Below are 16,322 nucleotides of genomic sequence, written 5' to 3'. Positions count from 1 at the left end.
TACACGGGCCGCATTATCGCTGCGTCTTTCGATAAATAGCAAACGCTACCGCCCGTGACATCCTCGCTCCGCATCGCCTCCCAGATACCAGCGCTCAGCGCGTCCATGGTGATACTCCTCAACCTGGCGATCGGGCTGGGTCACCTCCTCGTACTCTTCAACACCGGGGCCTATCTGCCCATGATCCCCCGTGTTGCCGGGAGTCTGGGCGTCAATCCCGCTTATGCAGACTGGACCCAGGCGAATTTTTTCCTGGCCATGGCACTGGCCTTTCCCACCGCGACGTGGTTTCTGAACCGCTGGGGGGAGATGCGTAGCCTGCTCGGCGCCTTCCTCGCCTTTGCCCTGGCTTCCGCCGTATGCGCCCAGACCAGCAATTACGACTGGTTTTTGGCCGCGCGCATCGTCCAGGGTTATGCGGGCGGATTGACCATTCCCATCTCACTTGGTGTCATCCTGCGCCACTACACGCCACAACGGCGCAATATTGGCCTCACTCTCTGGGGCGTCGCGGCCATCACACCGTTCACCTTGGGGCCGACCATCGGGGGCTGGATCACCGACGCCCTGGGTTGGCGTTGGCTGTTTTACCTCAACATGCCCATTGCCGTCGCGGTCGCCTTGATCAGTGCGATTCTTCTGGTCGGGCGTGAAGCGGACCATCGCCATCCGCCATTAGACTGGCCGGGGCTGATTTTCCTGCTGATCGCCTTGGCAGCGCTGGAGTCTGCACTCAATTCCGGCGAAATCATCAGTTGGTGGCGTTCCAATACCATCATTTTTCTGACGACTATCGGCGCTGCCGCGCTTGTTTTCTTCGCGCTCTGGGAATGGCACAGCGCCCACCCCTTGCTGGAACTGCGCTTTCTGCGGCGCCGTAATTTCCTGATCGGCGCAATCGGCCTATTTATTACTGCCCTCTTTTTTCAGGGCACTATGGCGCTCTATATTGTTGGATTTCAGTTGACCATGGGCTATTCCGCATGGATGGTCGGCCTTTTATTATTGCCCATGGCTATCTTCTCAAAACTTAGTGCCACGCTCACCCAGCGTTTTTTGAATCACATTGATGCGCGCATACTCGGGATGATTTCCCTGCTGGGATTTTCGGCAGGCAGTTTCTGGGTTTCTTCCTACAATCGGACAGCTTCTTTTGATGAATTGCTCTGGCCGCAGATACTTGTGGGCATGTTTCTGGGCGGTCTATTCCCGGCGTTGATCGCCATCGCGCTTTCCGGATTGCGTGGAGCCGCCGAAATGCGTGGCACTGCCTTCTTAAATCTGCTGCGGGTGTCTGGACAGGCCATGGGCATTCCGATAATAGCCACTCTATTCGACAGAAGGATGATTCTTCACGCGCATTTTCTCGCCGAAAACGGCGGAACGATAACATCCATGCTCAACACCTCCGTGAAAAATGCGAGAACATCCGACTACATAACACACCATGCTGCAATGCTCGCTTTCAATGAAATATTTTACATCGCCGCATGGGGATTTCTGATCGTGGCCGGTCTATTATTGTTGGCCAAACGGGTGGTTTTCGCCGAACCGGATGTCCGGGTGCGCCAGGCGCTGGAAGAACTGGTGGAACCCTGATGAAACGCCGCATCGCCCTTATCCTACCGTTGTTGTTGCTCGGCGCCTGCGCACGCCTACCGCCGCACCTCCCCGGCGGCAAAATGGCGCAGAATACGCAAATCAGCGGAACACTGGCATACGTTGACGGCCATAATGGTGTGCTTACGGGTACCTGGCCCGTGTCAAACTGGTGGACTTCGGCACAGCTACCGGCCCTGAACACGTTGATCACCGAAGCGCTGCGCGACAATCCTTCGCTGCAGGTCGCCAGTGCGCGCATTCTGCAAGCCAAAGCGGCTGCGACAGACCAGCATGCCGCCCTTCTCCCGCATTTTTCCGCAGCTGCGTCGGTGACTCAGGAGTACTTTTCCCGGCAAGGCTTGCACGCCCCGTTGAATGGCAAAACCATCACCTATGGTGCTCTCAATCCTCTGGAAATGCGCTATCACCTGGATTTGTGGGGACGGGACAGCGACCGCGTACGCGCCGCCCTGGGGGAAGTACGCGTACACCAGGCGGATTACGCCGAGGCAAAATTATTGCTTTCCACCCAGTTGGCGTGGCACTACCTTTTGCTGGCGGGTGATGTACAACGCCTCCGGCAATTGGTTCGCGCGGAAGCTCTGCACACCTCCTTACTCCACCTGGAACAACAGCGCTGGCATGACGGCCTGAGCGATGCCCGCGCTGTTTATCTGCAGGAAGAGGCGCGCGCAGGGGCACGCCAGTCGGTTGCCGACATGCAGGCAGCCATCGCTCAACAGCGCTATATATTGGCGGCACTGGTCGGACACGGACCCGATTGGGGGCGGGATATTCCGGCAGAGCCGTTGCCCACGCTATCCACGATCACCATGCCCAGGAATTTGCCCCTACGTCTCATTGCGCACCGTCCGGATATAGTCGCTGCGCGCTGGGAAACAGAAGTCGCGGCGCAACAGGTGGGTGCGGCACGCGCAGCCTTTTATCCCGATGTGAATATCGCCCTGTTTGCGGGATGGAACAGTATTCATCTGGGAGATCTGTTCAGTCCCGGCAATCTCGCACATGCCCTTGGCCCAGTCATATCTCTGCCGATTTTCGAAGGAGGGAGATTACGCGCCCAACTGAAAGAGAAAAATGCATCATACATAGCCACGGAAGACCATTATCGCGCCACCATCCTCGGCGCGGTGCGCGAGATTGCCGGTCGGCTGGCCACCTGGCGACAGATACGCCAAAAACTTCGGGCACAACGGCAGATGATTTACGCCGCCGAGCATACCACGGCGCTGGCTGAATCTGCCTTTCATTCCGGCATTACGGATAAAGCAGAAGCCTATGGCGCGCAGATTCAGGAGACGGAAATAAGAAATCAACTGCTGGCCTTAAAGATGCAAAATGCGCAATCCTGGGTATTGCTGCATTCAGCGCTGGGTGGCGGATATACCTCGCGGAAGAATCCCGCATGAGCATGCAGAAGCCCGAACATTCGGGTTCTCCCATCCAACCGGAAAAACGCACCCGGCTGCTGGTGCTCGTTACCCTCATTTTTGTGCTTGCCGGATTGATATGGGCCGCGTGGTGGTTTTTGCGGGGGCAGTACTGGATAGAAACCAACGATGCCTACGTCTCCGGCAATATTACGCCGGTGGATAGCCAGACGGCCGGTACCATCAGCAGGGTACTCGTAGAAAATACCGAATTCGTCCGCGCCGGACAGGTAATGGCTACCCTTCAGGCCCATCGTTCGCAGATCGCCCTACAGCAAGCAGGGGCGCATCTGGCAGCGACGGTCAGGCAGGTACGCAGGGATTTCGCCAAGGTCACCGCGCTGCAACAGACCGTCAGTGCCAAAAACGCCGAACTCCGCAAATTAAACGCCGATTTTATCCGCTATAAGCAGTCCCTGCCGAGTGGCGCTGTTTCCGCCATCCGCCTGGAAGACACGCAAAACGAAATTGCTGCTGCGACAGCACAGGTAGCGGCGGCCCAAGCGGCGCTAAAAGGCACGCAAGCCATCATAGCGGGCACCACCCTGCAAACGAACCCCCTCGTGCGCCAGGCCGCGGCGCAGTTTGAACAGGCCGATATTCAATGGCAACGCCGAGTTGTCCGTGCACCGGTATCGGGTTATGTCGCGGAGCGCACCGTCTACCCCGGACTGATGGTGCACCCAGATCAGCGCCTGTTTTCCGTGGTGCCCCTCAATGATTTGTGGGTCGTAGCCAACGTGAAAGAAACCGCCATGCGGCATGTCCACCCCGGACAATGCGTTCAATTGACCAGTGATTACTATGGCGGCGATGTTCGTTATCACGGCGAAGTCCTGGGACTATTGCCGGGTGCAGGTAGTGCCTTCGGCATCCTGCCGCCGGAGAATGCCACCGGAAATTACATCCATATCGTCGAACGGGTGCCGATACGTATCGCATTATCCGCCGCAGAACTCGCCCAATATCCACTGCGGCCCGGACTCTCCATGGTTGCGGGGATTCACTGGACGCGCTCACAAAAGCATTCTGTGCTCAAGCCGCTCACCACCACGCCGATACGAGGCTATCAAACCCATATATACAATGGAGAGTTGCGGCGTGCCCGGCAACGCGCCGCCGCCGTTATCCGCGATAACGCGTAGAGCGGCGTGACCCAGCCAAACTTGACCGAAATCAAGGAATGCGCACCGGCAACCCGATAAACTGCAAAACGTAGGGCGTTTTTCTGAAGTTAAAATCCATGGTTCAACCGGAAGGAGCAACAACAGATGGCTATCAATATCCAACTCATCCAATCCAGCGGCGCCGCTGTTAAGGACTTAGGCGTTCAGGTTGCCGAGCATTTTTATAACTACATGTTCACCCATTTTCCTGAAGTGCGGAAAATGTTTCCAGGGGACATGTCTGAGCAGCGGGTGCGCCTCTTCAATTCCGTCATTCTGATCGCCACCAATATCGACACCATGGAAGTGCTGGTTCCTTATTTGAAAGAACTCGGTATCGGGCACATCAAATACGATACCCGTCCGGAACATTACCCCATTGTCGGCAAAAGCCTGCTCAATACCCTGAAGCATTTCCTGGGTGCGGCCTGGACGCAGGAAATGGCGGAATCCTGGATCGAGGCTTATAACCTGGCCTCCACCGTTTGCATCGAGGCAGCCTACGAGGCCATGGCCCCTTCCCGCTTCGTCCCGGTGACCATCGACGACGTACCTCCCGCCGTCTGATTGGCACCTTGCCATTGGCGTACCGGTTGCTCAGGTGCGCCATTATTTTGGGGTATGCCCGTTATGGAATATGAAATCTGTCTGGAGCCATCCGGCATCCGTTTTATGGCGGATGAGCACCAAAACATTGTCGAAGCGGCGAAACAACACGGAATTTCCATCAAACATGGCTGTGCCAGTGGTTCCTGTGGTGATTGCAAGGGCACCATTTTGTCCGGCGCCAGCGAACAGGGGCCTTTTATGCCGCTGCTGCTCTTACCCACGGAACGTGCCGCTGGCATGGCCATTCTCTGTAAACTGTATCCACGTAGTGACCTGCGTTTGCATGCCGAAGTAGTTCGGAAAGATACCTGGAAGACCGAGATTACCCAGCTCACACCACTGGCCTGGAATGTGCTGGAGTTACGGCTGCGGCCGGAACGGCCTTACCCCTACCGAACCGGGCAATACGCCCGCATCGCGATACCGGGGCGTCCAGACCAGTGGCGTTCCTATTCCATGGCGACGCCGCCGGGTACCACCGGAGAACTGGTTTTCCATATCCGTGAATTACCCGGCGGCATATTCAGCCAGTGGCTTTTTCATACCGCACAAAGGGGCGATGCATTAATTCTGGGCGCTGCACAGGGCGAATTCGCACTAAGCCCGGACAATGACCGTGATATGCTCTGTATTGCCGCCGGAACCGGTCTGGCCCCCATTGAGGCGATGATCCAGGAAAGTATCGCCTTGGGACGGACCCGGCCTATCCATCTTTTTTACGGCGCCAGGAAACGGGCCGACTTTTATCATCTGGAAGAACTCACCAGATGGTCACAACAATATCCGCACATCACCATCACATCGACACTTTCCGACAGGCAGGATGCCTCTTGGACCGGCGCCCACCGGCTCCTGCCCACGGTTGCCGCCAGCGGCCACTGGAAGGATCATGAAGTATATTTGTGCGGTAGCCCCGGCATGATAGAAGCCGCCATCGACCTGCTGCTCTCCCATGACGTGCGGCATGACCATATTCACTTCGATGCTTTTGCACCTAATGGATGATTGCCCTAAACAGAAAACTTTTTACGCATACCGGCTATAATCATGTAACGCATCCTTCTGAGCTACCTCAAGGGGAATCGCATGAAACGTTATACCTATCTGATAGTCGGTGCGGGGGCCGCGGCCGCCAGTGCGGCGAGTGCCATCCGCAAGCAAGACCCTCAGGGCAGTCTGCTGATGCTGGGCGCAGAAAGTGACCCGCCCTATCAGCGCCCCCCTCTCTCCAAAGGTTTATGGCTGGGTAAAGACAAAGAGGAAGAGATTACCCTGAAGCGCCCGGCCGACTGGGAAACCCTGGGTGTCACATTGGCTTTGGGAGATCCGGTCATTAACCTCGATCCGGAGAGATGCGTAGTGGGAACCAAGGCGGGAAAAACCTTCTTCTATGAGAAACTGCTGCTCGCCACCGGTGGACAGCCCCGCCCGCTGCCCACCCCGCCAGGCCTGGAAAACAGAGTATTTTCCTTACGCTCGCTGGCGGATTACCGGCGCTTGCACACGCGGGCGACCGAGGGTGGAACCGTGTTGGTGATCGGCGGTGGTTTTCTCGGCGCGGAGCTGGCCGTGGCGCTCTCTTTGCAGCCCGGTCTTGCGGTACACTACTGCGTGTCCGGGAAAGGCCCGTTGGCACACGTCCTGCCACCCCCTTTGATGGAGCAGGTCAGCGCCCGCTATCGCGAGGCTGGCGTCCAGCTCCATGTCGAGCATCATTTCAAGGACTTGCGTAGCGAATCCGGCCAGCTCATATCCCGCTTCGCGGACGGCGCGGAGATTTCCTGCGACTGGATCACCTATGGCATCGGCATGCTGTCCCTGACCGCCCTGGCGGAGGCCGCAGGTCTGGTGATGGCACCCGGCGGGGTCCGCGTGGACGATGGGATGCGCAGCAGCGACCCTCGGATATGGGTTTCCGGTGACCTCGCCACCTATCCGGATCCGGTATGGGGCACACCTCTGCGTCTGGAGCATTGGGATAATGCCGAAGCCACCGGGCGTGCCGCAGGTTCTAGCATGGCCGGAAAAGAGGTGCATTTTCAGCATCAATCCATGTTCTACAGCGACATCTATGAATTCGGCTTCGAGGCCGTCGGGGAATGCCGCAGTGACATGGACTGCTATACGGATATTTCGCCGGGCGGAGACAAGGCCGTAGTGTACTATCTGCGGGATGACCAGATCCACGGCATACTCCTCTGGAACGTCTGGGACCAGGTAAAGACAGCCCGCAGCCTGATCGCGCAAAAAGCCGTGGTGCATCTCCAGGAATTGCGCGGGCGAATAGGAGACTGGTGAAAGCAGAAGGAAGGCGACCCGAATGAACGGGCAGGGACATAAAATGACTCCGGACCACGCTCAGCGCATTGCCATCACCACCTGGCGCGTTTACGCGCATCCCCTCCCCGCAGGATATCACGTCCTGGCGGAGCGCCTCTGGCCCCGCGGCTTGCGCAAGGCCGACCTCCCGCTGGACGCCTGGCCCAAAGATCTCACTCCCAGCACCGCCCTGCGTCAGTGGTTCGCCCATGATCCGGTACGCTGGGATGAATTCCGCAAACGTTATCTGGCGGAACTGGCGGAGCAACAGGAGACTGCCCGCGCGCTCCTGACCCAGGCCGCTGGTTCGCCCCTGATTCTGCTGTATGCAGCCCACGACCAGGAACACAACGGCGCGTTGGTGCTCCGCGATTTTTTACAGACCTTGGTGAAATCGCCCCCCGATGCGGCCTGAACACTGAAAGGACGCGAATGCCATCGCCTCAGCGCCCGCCGGCCCAGCGCCGTAAGGCAAGAGGGTCGGGAATGCTGATCGTCCGTTGTTCCACTTCTATGAGTCCTGCCTTACGCATTCTGGACAACACCCGCGACAGCGTTTCCGGCGTCAAGCCCAAACGCGCCGCGACCGCCGCTTTCTTGGCGGGGAGCTCAATGGCAGCGGGGCTATTGACTACCGGACACAACTCCAGCAGATAGCTGGCCAAGCGCTGCTCCGCCGACTCCACACTCAGATGGCGCAGCTCCTTGACCAGAAAATGCAGGCGCATACTGAGGCGCGCCAGCATCTGGCGCATCAACAATGGCCGCTGCTCCAGAGTCGCGACAAAAAGGTCCAGCGGGATCTCCAGTACCGTGGTCGTGGCATCGGCCTGCGCCGTCACCGGATAGCGCCCCCCGAGAAAGGCCACCGCCTCGGCGAAAAGATCATCGGGCTGGATGATTTCGACAATTTTCTCCTGCCCCGTGGCCGCTGCCGCAATCAGATTAATTCGTCCTACCGCCAGGAAATAGAAGGATCGGGCTGGCGATCCCTCGGCAAAGAGAATCTCTCCCGACTCCAGAGTCAGGGGCTGGGATTGGGCGAGCAGCGGCGCGATCATATCGTTGGGCCATGCGGAAAAAAGCGGGGTGTGGTGCAGGCGAAGCAGCAGCGCCTCCTTGCTATTTCCCATGGGCGCCACTTTCTCCAGAGGGGTCGGATTCACGTCTTCTGTCCTGGGCATGACATCTGACAGCCTGTAGCCATGCCGAACAAACCAGATGATACGTTTTGTTTGGAGGCTGGGGCCGGAATCGAACCGGCTTCCACGGCTTTGCAGGCCGCTGCATGACCATTCTGCCACCCAGCCTTAAAAGAAAAGGGAAAGACTGAACGCTTTCCCTCGATTGTGGAGCGGGAAACGAGGCTCGAACTCGCGACCCCAACCTTGGCAAGGTTGTGCTCTACCACTGAGCTATTCCCGCATGGCCACAGAGGTTACCGGGGTCACCGCTCCCTGTCAAGATGAGCCCCACTATTGCCCTGCAGGCTGGGCCAGGCGGCGCGCAAGTAGCCCACCATACTCCAGAGTGTCATCGCCGCCGCGACGATCAGAAGAGCGGTCCCCAGAGTGCGTGCGGACAATCCCCGCACCGGGCGCTCGTAGACCAGCAGCAGGATCGAAATCATCTGCGTGGCCGCCTTCGCCTTACCCAGCCAGGAGACGGCCACCTTTTTGCGCTCACCCACCTCGGCCATCCACTCGCGCAACGCTGACACGGTAATTTCCCGGCCGACGATGATGCTGATCAGGATACCGGCCAGGAGTGCCGGCATCTCTCCGGAGGAGGCAATGAGCACCAGTGCGGTAGCCACCATGATCTTATCCGCAACCGGGTCGAGAAAGGTACCGAAAGGTGATACCCCTTGATAACGCCGGGCGAGGTAGCCATCGGCCCAATCGGTAATCGCCGCCACCGCAAAAACTCCGGTGGCGCCGAAAGTGCGCATGTCGCCCCCCCAGTAGAAGAGCGCCACGAAAATAGGCACCAACCCGATGCGCAGAATGGTCAGGAAATTGGGCAGCCGCTTTATCACAATCAGGCACGTCCTACGTGAAAGAAATCATATATCCGCTGCGCGAGCTCCAGATGGATACCCTCAACGCGCTGCAAATCCTCCATACCGGCGTCACGAATACCGCGTAAGCCGCCAAATGCGCGTAACAACGCCACCCGCCGTTTCGGCCCGATCCCGGAGATGCCATCCAGATCGGATTCCTGCCGTGCTTTGCCGCGGCGCGCGCGGTGACCGGTAATGGCAAAACGATGGGCTTCATCGCGGATTTCCTGAATTACCAGCAGTGCCGGATCATCGTCGTCCAATTGCCGCGGGACCGCCCACCCGGGGATATGCAGCATCTCCAGCCCTGGGCGCCGCGTCGTCCCCTTCGCCACCCCGCACAACTGGATGCAACCGATCTCCAATGCGTCCAGAGCCGCCTGCGCACGAGCCACCTGTCCGGCACCACCGTCAATGAAGACGATCTCCGGCAAGGCCAGGCCCTCTTTCTGCAGCCGCCCATAGCGGCGATGGACGGCCTGCTCCATAGCCGCGTAATCGTCGCCGCCCCGGATATCGCGAATATTGAAGCGGCGGTATTCGTTCTTCAGTGCCCCATCGTCACCGAAAACCACACAAGATGCCACAGCCACCTCGCCTCGGGTATGACTGATGTCAAAACACTCTACTCGCTGCGGTATCTCCGGGAGTTGAAAGAGCTCCTGCAACAGGAGCATGCGCCGCCGTCCCGCGCCGGCCGTCTGCGTCCTCTGGCGCAACGCCCCCATGGCGTTGGTCAGCGCTAACGCCATCCAGCGCTTGCGTGGACCGCGCTGGGGCTGATCGATCATGACCCTGTGCCCGGCTTCGCTGCCCAGCGCCTCCGCCAGGGAGGTCGGTGAACGCGGCAGCACATTGACCAGCAGATTCCCCGGCACCTCTTTATCGCTGTAGAACTGCATGAGAAAGGCAGCGAGCACGTCCGGCGCACGCACTTCTTCGGTATGCCGCGGAAAAACGGAGCGCCCACCCAACTGCCGTCCATTGCGGATAAAACTGACGTACACCACCCACTGTCCATTCTCTTGTGCTGCCGCCAGCACATCAAAATCGCCGCCACCCGCCTGCGCCACGTACTGACGCTCCTGAATCTTGGACAACGCGGCGATCTGGTCACGGCGTCGCGCTGCCTCCTCGAAATCCAGTTGCTCAGCCGCCGCTTGCATACGCTCCCCCAGACTGCGAATCGCTTCGTCGCTCTTTCCTTCCAGAAAGCGAATCGTGTCCGCCACATCCCGCGCGTAATCCTCCCCGCTGATATGCCCAACACAAGGGCCGCTGCAACGACGAATCTGGAACTGCAAACAAGCCCGGCTGCGGTGGTGAAAAGTATGATCCTCACAGGTCCGCAATCGAAAGGCTTTCTGTAATAGCACCATACTCTCGCGTAACGCAGTAACGGCCGGATACGGACCGAAGTAGTGCCCTTTGCCCTTCTGCGCCCCCCGGTGCAAACTCATGCGCGGCGTGCCATGACCGGTTTCTATGAACAGATAGGGGTAACTCTTGTCATCGCGCAGCAGGATATTGTAAGGCGGGTGGTGGCGCTTGATCAGATTCGCCTCCAGCACCAGCGCTTCCGTCTCTGTGTGGGTGACCACCACCTCCACCCGCGTTACCTGCGCCAACATCGCCAGCGTTTTTGGCGTATGGCGCTGCTTCTGAAAATAGGAGCTCACGCGGCGCCGGAGATTGCGGGCTTTACCCACATAGAGCAGGCGACTGCCCTGGCCGAACATCTGATAAATACCGGGCTGGCTGGTCAACGTCCGCAGAAACTCTCCGGGAACGAAGGCTCTGTCCACGGCACCGTCAGTGTTCTCGAACTGCTCTACCCGTTCAAAATCCATAAAATCTCAGAGCTGTCCAATCCCCGCAGTGCTCATTCAGCGTCCAGCCTGCGCAGATACTCCCACGTGAAAATCCCGGTATTGTGGCCATCACTGAAATGCAACTGCACCGCGTAATGGCCTACCGGCACCACCTCCACAACGCTCACATGCTCCTTGCCGGTGACGATCTGCGCCTGATCGGGCGTGTGTCCTTTGCACTCCGCGCAGGGGCATTCTACCCGCAGGTGTTCAAAGGTCAGGCGGCTGGTATGTCCGTCGGCCCAGTCGACTTCCATGACGCGGCTGATCATGAGGGGGCGAATCTCCAGGGGCTGGGTACGGGGATCGGACATGATTACCTCTCAAGGGACCGGGCTGGTCAGAAATATGCCTCTAGGGTACAATCCACGCCCTCTAAAGGGAATGCCCAGAAGGACTATAGTATGAAGATTTCCGCCTTTGATATCCGCCCCGGCAATATTCTCGAATATGAAAAAGGGCTCTGGCGCGTACTCAAAACCGATTTCGTCAAGCCTGGCAAAGGCGGCGCCTTCGTGCAGGTCGAGATGAAAAATATCGAGACAGGCACCAAGTCCAATACACGCTTCCGCTCGGGAGAAGCCATGGAGAAAGCCGTCGTCGAACCCCGTACCATGCAGTATCTCTATGCCGATGCCACCGGGTATGTCTTCATGGATAATGAGAACTTCGAGCAACTCATCCTCAGTGAGGACCTGCTCGAAGGACAAACAGGTTATCTCCTTCCCAACACCGAGATTCAGGTCAACCTCCACAATGAACGACCTATCGGCGTTGAATTGCCGCCTGTGGTTATTTTGGAGGTGCGTGAAGCCGAGCCTTCCATCAAGGGGCAAACCGCTACTGGTTCCTACAAATCCGCACAGATGGAGACCGGCATTACGGTGATGGTGCCGCAGTTTGTGAACGCGGGTGAAAAAATTCGGGTGAATACGGTGGATGGCAGTTACATTGATCGCGCCTGACAGAGCATAACCGGACGGCTATACCACCGGACCTGCAAAACGCCCGACGCAGTTCACGACGCCTGAGTGGTGGTCCGGGCGCCGTCGAAGGCGCCTTTGGCGGGTATCACCCAGACAAACACTTCTCCCTTGCCAACCATCCCGAGATGGCGGCGAGCCAGTTCTTCGACGGCGCGGCTTCCCGTTTGCAGGCTCGCCACCTGCGCCGCCAGGAGGTCATTGCGGGCTTCCAATTGCTTCAAAATCACCTGCTTGATTTCCAGTTTTTGGTGCAGGTCCGCCATATTCCACCAGCTACCTGCACCAAACCAAAGGGGATATTGCAGGGCACACAACACGGCTAAAAGCATGAAATCCACAAGGCGCAGCTCTGCCTTGGCGGTATCCATCCAGCTTTTTACGCGCGCCCGGTAACCCATGCCGCAAAATCCTCGAAAATTTAATGGCCCAGCAAATATTCCATTAAATATCTTTTTAGTCGAGATTATAAAAAGTTGCAAGGCCGGGGTAACGGGCGGCATCCCCCAAATCTTCCTCGATACGCAATAGGCGGTTGTATTTCGCCACCCGATCCGTGCGCGACAAAGAGCCTGTTTTAATCTGGCCACAACCCGTAGCCACGGCCACATCGGCCAGTGTGGTATCCTCGGTCTCTCCGGATCGGTGCGACACGATAGCCGTATAACTATGGACTTTTGCCATCTCGATGGCCGCCAGGGTTTCGGATAACGTACCGATCTGATTCAGTTTAATAAGGATGCTATTGGCGACGCCGCGCTCGATGCCCTCACGCAGGATCGTCGTATTCGTTACGAAAATATCATCACCCACCAACTGCAAACGGTCACCAAGGCGGTCGGTGAGAGTGATCCAGCCTTCCCAGTCATTCTGATCCATGCCATCTTCAATGCTGATCAGTGGATAACGATCAGCCAGCGCCGCCAGATAATCCACGAACTGGGCACTATCGAGTTCACGCCTTTCGCTAGCCAAGTGATAACGTCCATCCCGATAAAATTCACTGGAAGCGACGTCCATGCCCAGCCAGATATCTTTACCCGGCTGATAACCCGCCTTGTTGATGGCGTCCATGAGCAGCTCCAGGGCAGCCTCGTTGGAGGGCAGATTCGGAGCGAAGCCGCCCTCGTCGCCGACTGTCGTTGCCAGTCCGCGCGATTGCAGCACGGCTTTCAGGCTGTGGAACACCTCCACCCCCATCTGCAAAGCCTCAGAGAACGACTCCGCGCCCGCCGGGATCAGCATGAATTCCTGCATGTCCACGTCGTTATCGGCATGGGCACCACCATTGATGACATTCATCATGGGAACGGGCAACTGCAGCGGGCCCAAGCCACCGATGTAGCGGTACAAGGGCTGGCCAGCCGCATGGGCAGCCGCATGGGCCGTCGCCAATGAGACGCTCAGGATCGCATTGGCGCCGAGGCGTGCCTTATTTTCGGTGCCATCCAAGGCACAGAGAGCCGCATCAATATGCTCCTGCTCTTCGGCTTCCATGCCAAGAAGCGCATCCTGAATCTCGCCGTTGACGTGTTCAACGGCCTTGCGCACTCCTTTGCCGCCGTAGCGCTGGCCACCATCGCGCAACTCCACGGCCTCGCGCTCACCGGTGGAAGCGCCACTAGGGACGATCGCACGGCCCATGCCGCCGTTATCGAGATAGACCTCGGCCTCCACAGTGGGATTGCCGCGCGAATCGAGAACTTCACGGGCTTGGATGCGGACAATGGCACTCATACTAACTCCTCAGGGTAGTTTTCAGGGAAATCCTGGTTTTTTACAACATGATCAATGTGCTGGAGAATGCGCAACAGGTCCTCCATACGTCCCAGCGGCCAGGCGTTGGGACCATCAGACAAAGCATCCGCTGGATTCGGATGAGTCTCCATGAAGAGCCCTGACACGCCCGCCGCCACGGCGGCCCGCGCCAGCACCGGGATAAATTCGCGCTGGCCTCCGGACCGGTCACCCTGACCACCGGGGAGCTGTACGGAATGGGTCGCATCAAAGACCACCGGGCATCCTGTCTGACGCATCACCGCAAGGGAGCGCATATCCGATACCAGGTTGTTGTATCCGAAGGAGGCGCCGCGCTCGCAGACCATGATCTGCTCATTGCCGGTAGCCTTGGCCTTGCTGGCGACGTGCAGCATATCCCAGGGCGCAAGAAACTGGCCTTTTTTGATGTTGACCGGCTTTCCGGCAGCAGCGACGGCCTGAATGAAATCGGTCTGTCGGCAGAGGAAGGCGGGCGTCTGCAGCACATCGACCACCTCCGCCACGGCAGACACGTCCTCTTTTTCATGAACATCCGTAACGACCGGCACCCCGACTTCCCGGCGGACCTTTTCGAGAATACGCAGTCCCTCGTCCATACCCGGCCCACGGAAACTCTGCCCCGAAGAACGGTTCGCTTTATCGTAGGAACTTTTATAAATAAAAGGGATACCGAGGCGTGCGCAGATATCGCGCAGATCTTCCGCCGTGCGCAACGCCAGGGATTCACTCTCGATCGCGCAGGGGCCTGCCATCAGAAAGAATGGATGCTGCAGACCTGCTTCGAAGCCACAGAGTCTCATGACGAACCGTCCCGTTCCCGCTGGGCGATGGCGGCGCGCATAAAGGCGTCAAATAATGGATGCCCCTCACGCGGATTACTGGTGAACTCCGGGTGAAACTGGCAGCCCAGAAACCAGGGATGGTCAGGCAACTCCACCACTTCCACCAGTTCACTGTCCGCGGAGAACCCCGTGTAACGCAACCCTGCCATAGCCAATGGTTCACGGTAACGGTTGTTGAACTCGAAGCGATGGCGATGGCGCTCGTGAATCCGCTCCTGCCCGTAAGCTTGTATTGCCAGACTGTCGGGTTCAAGGCGACATTCCTGCTCCCCCAGCCGCATCGTACCGCCGAGATTTCCCCCTTCCTCCCGGTACGCCTTGTGGCCTTCCGGGTCGGACCACTCGGTCATCAGCGTAATGACCGGGGCCGGAGTCTGAGGGTCCAGTTCGGTACTGTTGGCGTTCATGAGACCAGCGCGATGCCGCGCAAACTCGACAACCGCGAGCTGCATGCCGAGGCAAATGCCGAGATAAGGCACCTTCCGCTCCCGTGCGTGGCGGATGCTGGCAATTTTACCCTCTGTGCCCCGCCCGCCGAAACCACCCGGTACCAGAATGGCATCCGCTTCTGCGAGTATCTCCGTCCCCTGCGTTTCGACATCTTCCGCATCCACATACAGGAAGCGCACACTCCGTCGCGCCCGCAACCCGGCGTGAAGCAAGGCCTCGGCCAGTGACTTGTAGGACTCGGTAAGCCCCACATATTTACCCACGAGGGCAATCACCACCTCACCTTCCGGGTGTTCCAGGGCGTTTATGATGCCATTCCATACCGAAAGGTCCGGGGCTGACAGATGTAGCCCGAGATTCTGCACCACCAGATCATCCAGACCCTGGGCATGGAACAGCAACGGAATACGATAGATGCTGTCGGTGTCGATCGCCGAAATGACCGCCTTTTCCGGCAGATTGGAAAAAAGCCCGATTTTGGCCCGGTGGTCGGCAGGTATGGGCCGGTCAGCACGACAAAGCAACACATCCGGCTGGATACCGATGGCACGCAGTTCACGCACCGAGTGCTGGGTCGGTTTGGTTTTCATTTCCCCGGCAGACGCCAGATAGGGTACCAGTGTCAGATGCATGAAGAGGGTGTCACCCCGTTCCTCCTCTACCGCCATCTGGCGGATCGCTTCCAGAAAGGGCTGCGATTCGATGTCGCCGACGGTACCACCGATCTCCACCAGCGCCACATCCGCGTCCGCCGCACCCAACCGGATGCGCCGCTTGATCTCATCGGTGACATGGGGGATGACCTGCACCGTACGTCCCAGATAGTCGCCGCGCCGTTCTTTTTCAATGACGGTCTGATAAACCAGGCCGGTGGTGAAATTGTTGCGCTTACCCATCCGCGTCGAGAGGAATCGTTCGTAATGCCCCAAATCCAGATCCGTTTCCGCGCCATCGGCGGTGACGAAAACCTCACCGTGCTGAAAGGGGCTCATGGTGCCTGGATCGACGTTGATATAAGGGTCTAGCTTGAGCATGGTGACCTTCAGCCCACGCGCCTCCAGCAGTGCGCCAAGCGCTGCACCAGCGGCGCCCTTGCCCAGAGAAGAAACCACCCCACCTGTTACGAAAATGTATTTGCTCATAGGACTCGCAGCGCGCGTTTAACCTGCGCATGGTAGCCAATTCGGA

The 16,322-nt window shown here is 58.3% G+C and carries 16 protein-coding genes and 2 tRNA genes; 8 read left to right on the top strand and 10 right to left on the bottom strand.

Going from position 1 to position 16,322, the window contains the following annotated elements; genetic code table 11:
* Nucleotides 1-54 precede the first annotated feature (54 nt).
* The 7 genes from AFE_RS04050 (at nucleotide 55) to AFE_RS04020 (ending at nucleotide 7,562) form a co-directional block, all read left to right on the top strand.
* Nucleotides 55-1,599 (top strand): DHA2 family efflux MFS transporter permease subunit, encoded by a 1,545-nt coding sequence (locus tag AFE_RS04050; protein ID WP_012606673.1) that lies wholly within the window; start codon nucleotides 55-57, stop codon nucleotides 1,597-1,599.
* Nucleotides 1,599-3,032 carry an efflux transporter outer membrane subunit gene (locus AFE_RS04045; RefSeq protein WP_012536402.1) on the top strand — a complete coding sequence of 478 codons (1,434 nt, stop codon included), beginning with the start codon at nucleotides 1,599-1,601 and terminating at the stop codon, nucleotides 3,030-3,032. The genes AFE_RS04050 and AFE_RS04045 overlap by 1 nt, the downstream gene beginning before the upstream one ends.
* Nucleotides 3,029-4,198, top strand: a complete 1,170-nt coding sequence (locus AFE_RS04040; protein ID WP_012536401.1) for an HlyD family secretion protein — start codon at nucleotides 3,029-3,031, stop codon at nucleotides 4,196-4,198. The genes AFE_RS04045 and AFE_RS04040 overlap by 4 nt, the downstream gene beginning before the upstream one ends.
* 126 nt (nucleotides 4,199-4,324) lie before the next feature.
* Nucleotides 4,325-4,786: a globin domain-containing protein gene (locus AFE_RS04035; RefSeq protein WP_009564313.1), complete on the top strand. Its 462-nt coding sequence runs from the start codon at nucleotides 4,325-4,327 to the stop codon at nucleotides 4,784-4,786.
* Nucleotides 4,787-4,849: 63 nt separating this feature from the next.
* Nucleotides 4,850-5,833 carry a 2Fe-2S iron-sulfur cluster-binding protein gene (locus AFE_RS04030; protein WP_012606671.1) on the top strand — a complete coding sequence of 328 codons (984 nt, stop codon included), beginning with the start codon at nucleotides 4,850-4,852 and terminating at the stop codon, nucleotides 5,831-5,833.
* A gap of 81 nt (nucleotides 5,834-5,914) precedes the next feature.
* Entirely contained in the window at nucleotides 5,915-7,126 is a 1,212-nt protein-coding gene (locus AFE_RS04025) for an NAD(P)/FAD-dependent oxidoreductase (RefSeq protein ID WP_009564795.1), read from the top strand.
* 43 nt (nucleotides 7,127-7,169) lie between these two features.
* Nucleotides 7,170-7,562, top strand: coding sequence for a DUF488 domain-containing protein (locus tag AFE_RS04020; protein WP_012606670.1), 393 nt, complete (start codon nucleotides 7,170-7,172; stop codon nucleotides 7,560-7,562).
* A 28-nt stretch (nucleotides 7,563-7,590) separates the two neighbouring features.
* Here the strand turns inward: AFE_RS04020 and AFE_RS04015 are convergent, their stop codons facing one another.
* The 6 genes from AFE_RS04015 to AFE_RS03990 all read right to left on the bottom strand — a co-directional run bounded on the left by AFE_RS04015 (nucleotide 7,591) and on the right by AFE_RS03990 (nucleotide 11,394).
* On the bottom strand, nucleotides 7,591-8,331 hold the full coding sequence (locus AFE_RS04015) for a Crp/Fnr family transcriptional regulator (RefSeq protein WP_012536398.1): 741 nt from the start codon (nucleotides 8,329-8,331) through the stop codon (nucleotides 7,591-7,593).
* Between the two features lie 52 nt (nucleotides 8,332-8,383).
* Nucleotides 8,384-8,457, bottom strand: a tRNA-Cys gene (locus AFE_RS04010).
* Between the two features lie 40 nt (nucleotides 8,458-8,497).
* Nucleotides 8,498-8,572: transfer RNA gene (locus AFE_RS04005), tRNA-Gly, on the bottom strand.
* A 22-nt stretch (nucleotides 8,573-8,594) separates the two neighbouring features.
* Nucleotides 8,595-9,185: a CDP-diacylglycerol--glycerol-3-phosphate 3-phosphatidyltransferase gene (gene pgsA, locus AFE_RS04000; protein WP_012536397.1), complete on the bottom strand. Its 591-nt coding sequence runs from the start codon at nucleotides 9,183-9,185 to the stop codon at nucleotides 8,595-8,597.
* Between the two features lie 2 nt (nucleotides 9,186-9,187).
* A complete protein-coding gene (gene uvrC, locus AFE_RS03995) occupies nucleotides 9,188-11,059 on the bottom strand; it encodes an excinuclease ABC subunit UvrC (RefSeq protein ID WP_012536396.1) in 1,872 nt (623 codons plus the stop codon).
* Between the two features lie 32 nt (nucleotides 11,060-11,091).
* Nucleotides 11,092-11,394 carry a gamma-butyrobetaine hydroxylase-like domain-containing protein gene (locus tag AFE_RS03990; RefSeq protein WP_012536395.1) on the bottom strand — a complete coding sequence of 101 codons (303 nt, stop codon included), beginning with the start codon at nucleotides 11,392-11,394 and terminating at the stop codon, nucleotides 11,092-11,094.
* Nucleotides 11,395-11,484: 90 nt separating this feature from the next.
* Here AFE_RS03990 and efp point away from each other — a divergent pair, with 90 nt between their 5' ends.
* Nucleotides 11,485-12,045, top strand: a complete 561-nt coding sequence (efp, locus tag AFE_RS03985; RefSeq protein ID WP_012536394.1) for an elongation factor P — start codon at nucleotides 11,485-11,487, stop codon at nucleotides 12,043-12,045.
* A 53-nt stretch (nucleotides 12,046-12,098) separates the two neighbouring features.
* Here efp and AFE_RS03980 read toward each other — a convergent pair whose 3' ends face one another.
* From AFE_RS03980 to AFE_RS03965, 4 genes are read right to left on the bottom strand one after another with little or no spacing between them, the layout of a single operon-like run.
* Entirely contained in the window at nucleotides 12,099-12,464 is a 366-nt protein-coding gene (locus tag AFE_RS03980) for an FtsB family cell division protein (protein ID WP_049756715.1), read from the bottom strand.
* A 55-nt stretch (nucleotides 12,465-12,519) separates the two neighbouring features.
* Nucleotides 12,520-13,800 (bottom strand): phosphopyruvate hydratase, encoded by a 1,281-nt coding sequence (eno, locus tag AFE_RS03975; protein ID WP_012536392.1) that lies wholly within the window; start codon nucleotides 13,798-13,800, stop codon nucleotides 12,520-12,522.
* Nucleotides 13,797-14,642: a 3-deoxy-8-phosphooctulonate synthase gene (gene kdsA, locus AFE_RS03970; RefSeq protein ID WP_012536391.1), complete on the bottom strand. Its 846-nt coding sequence runs from the start codon at nucleotides 14,640-14,642 to the stop codon at nucleotides 13,797-13,799. The genes eno and kdsA overlap by 4 nt, the downstream gene beginning before the upstream one ends.
* The gene (locus tag AFE_RS03965; protein WP_012536390.1) at nucleotides 14,639-16,276 is read right to left on the bottom strand and encodes a CTP synthase; all 1,638 of its coding nucleotides are present in this window, start codon (nucleotides 16,274-16,276) and stop codon (nucleotides 14,639-14,641) included. The genes kdsA and AFE_RS03965 overlap by 4 nt, the downstream gene beginning before the upstream one ends.
* Between the last annotated feature and the right edge of the window lie 46 nt (nucleotides 16,277-16,322).

Source organism: Acidithiobacillus ferrooxidans ATCC 23270, assembly GCF_000021485.1.
GTDB classification, from domain to species: Bacteria; Pseudomonadota; Gammaproteobacteria; order Acidithiobacillales; family Acidithiobacillaceae; genus Acidithiobacillus; species Acidithiobacillus ferrooxidans.
The sequence above is the reverse complement of the archived record's forward strand: the minus strand, read 5'-3'. Positions and strand labels throughout refer to the sequence as shown.

Coding starts and splice junctions, on each gene's coding strand:
- AFE_RS04045 (WP_012536402.1), top strand. CDS start 1,599: ATGAAACGCCGCATCGCCCTTATCCTACCGTTGTTGTTGCTCGGCGCC.
- AFE_RS04040 (WP_012536401.1), top strand. CDS start 3,029: ATGAGCATGCAGAAGCCCGAACATTCGGGTTCTCCCATCCAACCGGAA.
- AFE_RS04035 (WP_009564313.1), top strand. CDS start 4,325: ATGGCTATCAATATCCAACTCATCCAATCCAGCGGCGCCGCTGTTAAG.
- AFE_RS04030 (WP_012606671.1), top strand. CDS start 4,850: ATGGAATATGAAATCTGTCTGGAGCCATCCGGCATCCGTTTTATGGCG.
- AFE_RS04025 (WP_009564795.1), top strand. CDS start 5,915: ATGAAACGTTATACCTATCTGATAGTCGGTGCGGGGGCCGCGGCCGCC.
- AFE_RS04020 (WP_012606670.1), top strand. CDS start 7,170: ATGACTCCGGACCACGCTCAGCGCATTGCCATCACCACCTGGCGCGTT.
- AFE_RS04015 (WP_012536398.1), bottom strand. CDS start 8,331: ATGCCCAGGACAGAAGACGTGAATCCGACCCCTCTGGAGAAAGTGGCG.
- uvrC (WP_012536396.1), bottom strand. CDS start 11,059: ATGGATTTTGAACGGGTAGAGCAGTTCGAGAACACTGACGGTGCCGTG.
- AFE_RS03990 (WP_012536395.1), bottom strand. CDS start 11,394: ATGTCCGATCCCCGTACCCAGCCCCTGGAGATTCGCCCCCTCATGATC.
- efp (WP_012536394.1), top strand. CDS start 11,485: ATGAAGATTTCCGCCTTTGATATCCGCCCCGGCAATATTCTCGAATAT.
- AFE_RS03980 (WP_049756715.1), bottom strand. CDS start 12,464: ATGGGTTACCGGGCGCGCGTAAAAAGCTGGATGGATACCGCCAAGGCA.
- eno (WP_012536392.1), bottom strand. CDS start 13,800: ATGAGTGCCATTGTCCGCATCCAAGCCCGTGAAGTTCTCGATTCGCGC.
- kdsA (WP_012536391.1), bottom strand. CDS start 14,642: ATGAGACTCTGTGGCTTCGAAGCAGGTCTGCAGCATCCATTCTTTCTG.
- AFE_RS03965 (WP_012536390.1), bottom strand. CDS start 16,276: ATGAGCAAATACATTTTCGTAACAGGTGGGGTGGTTTCTTCTCTGGGC.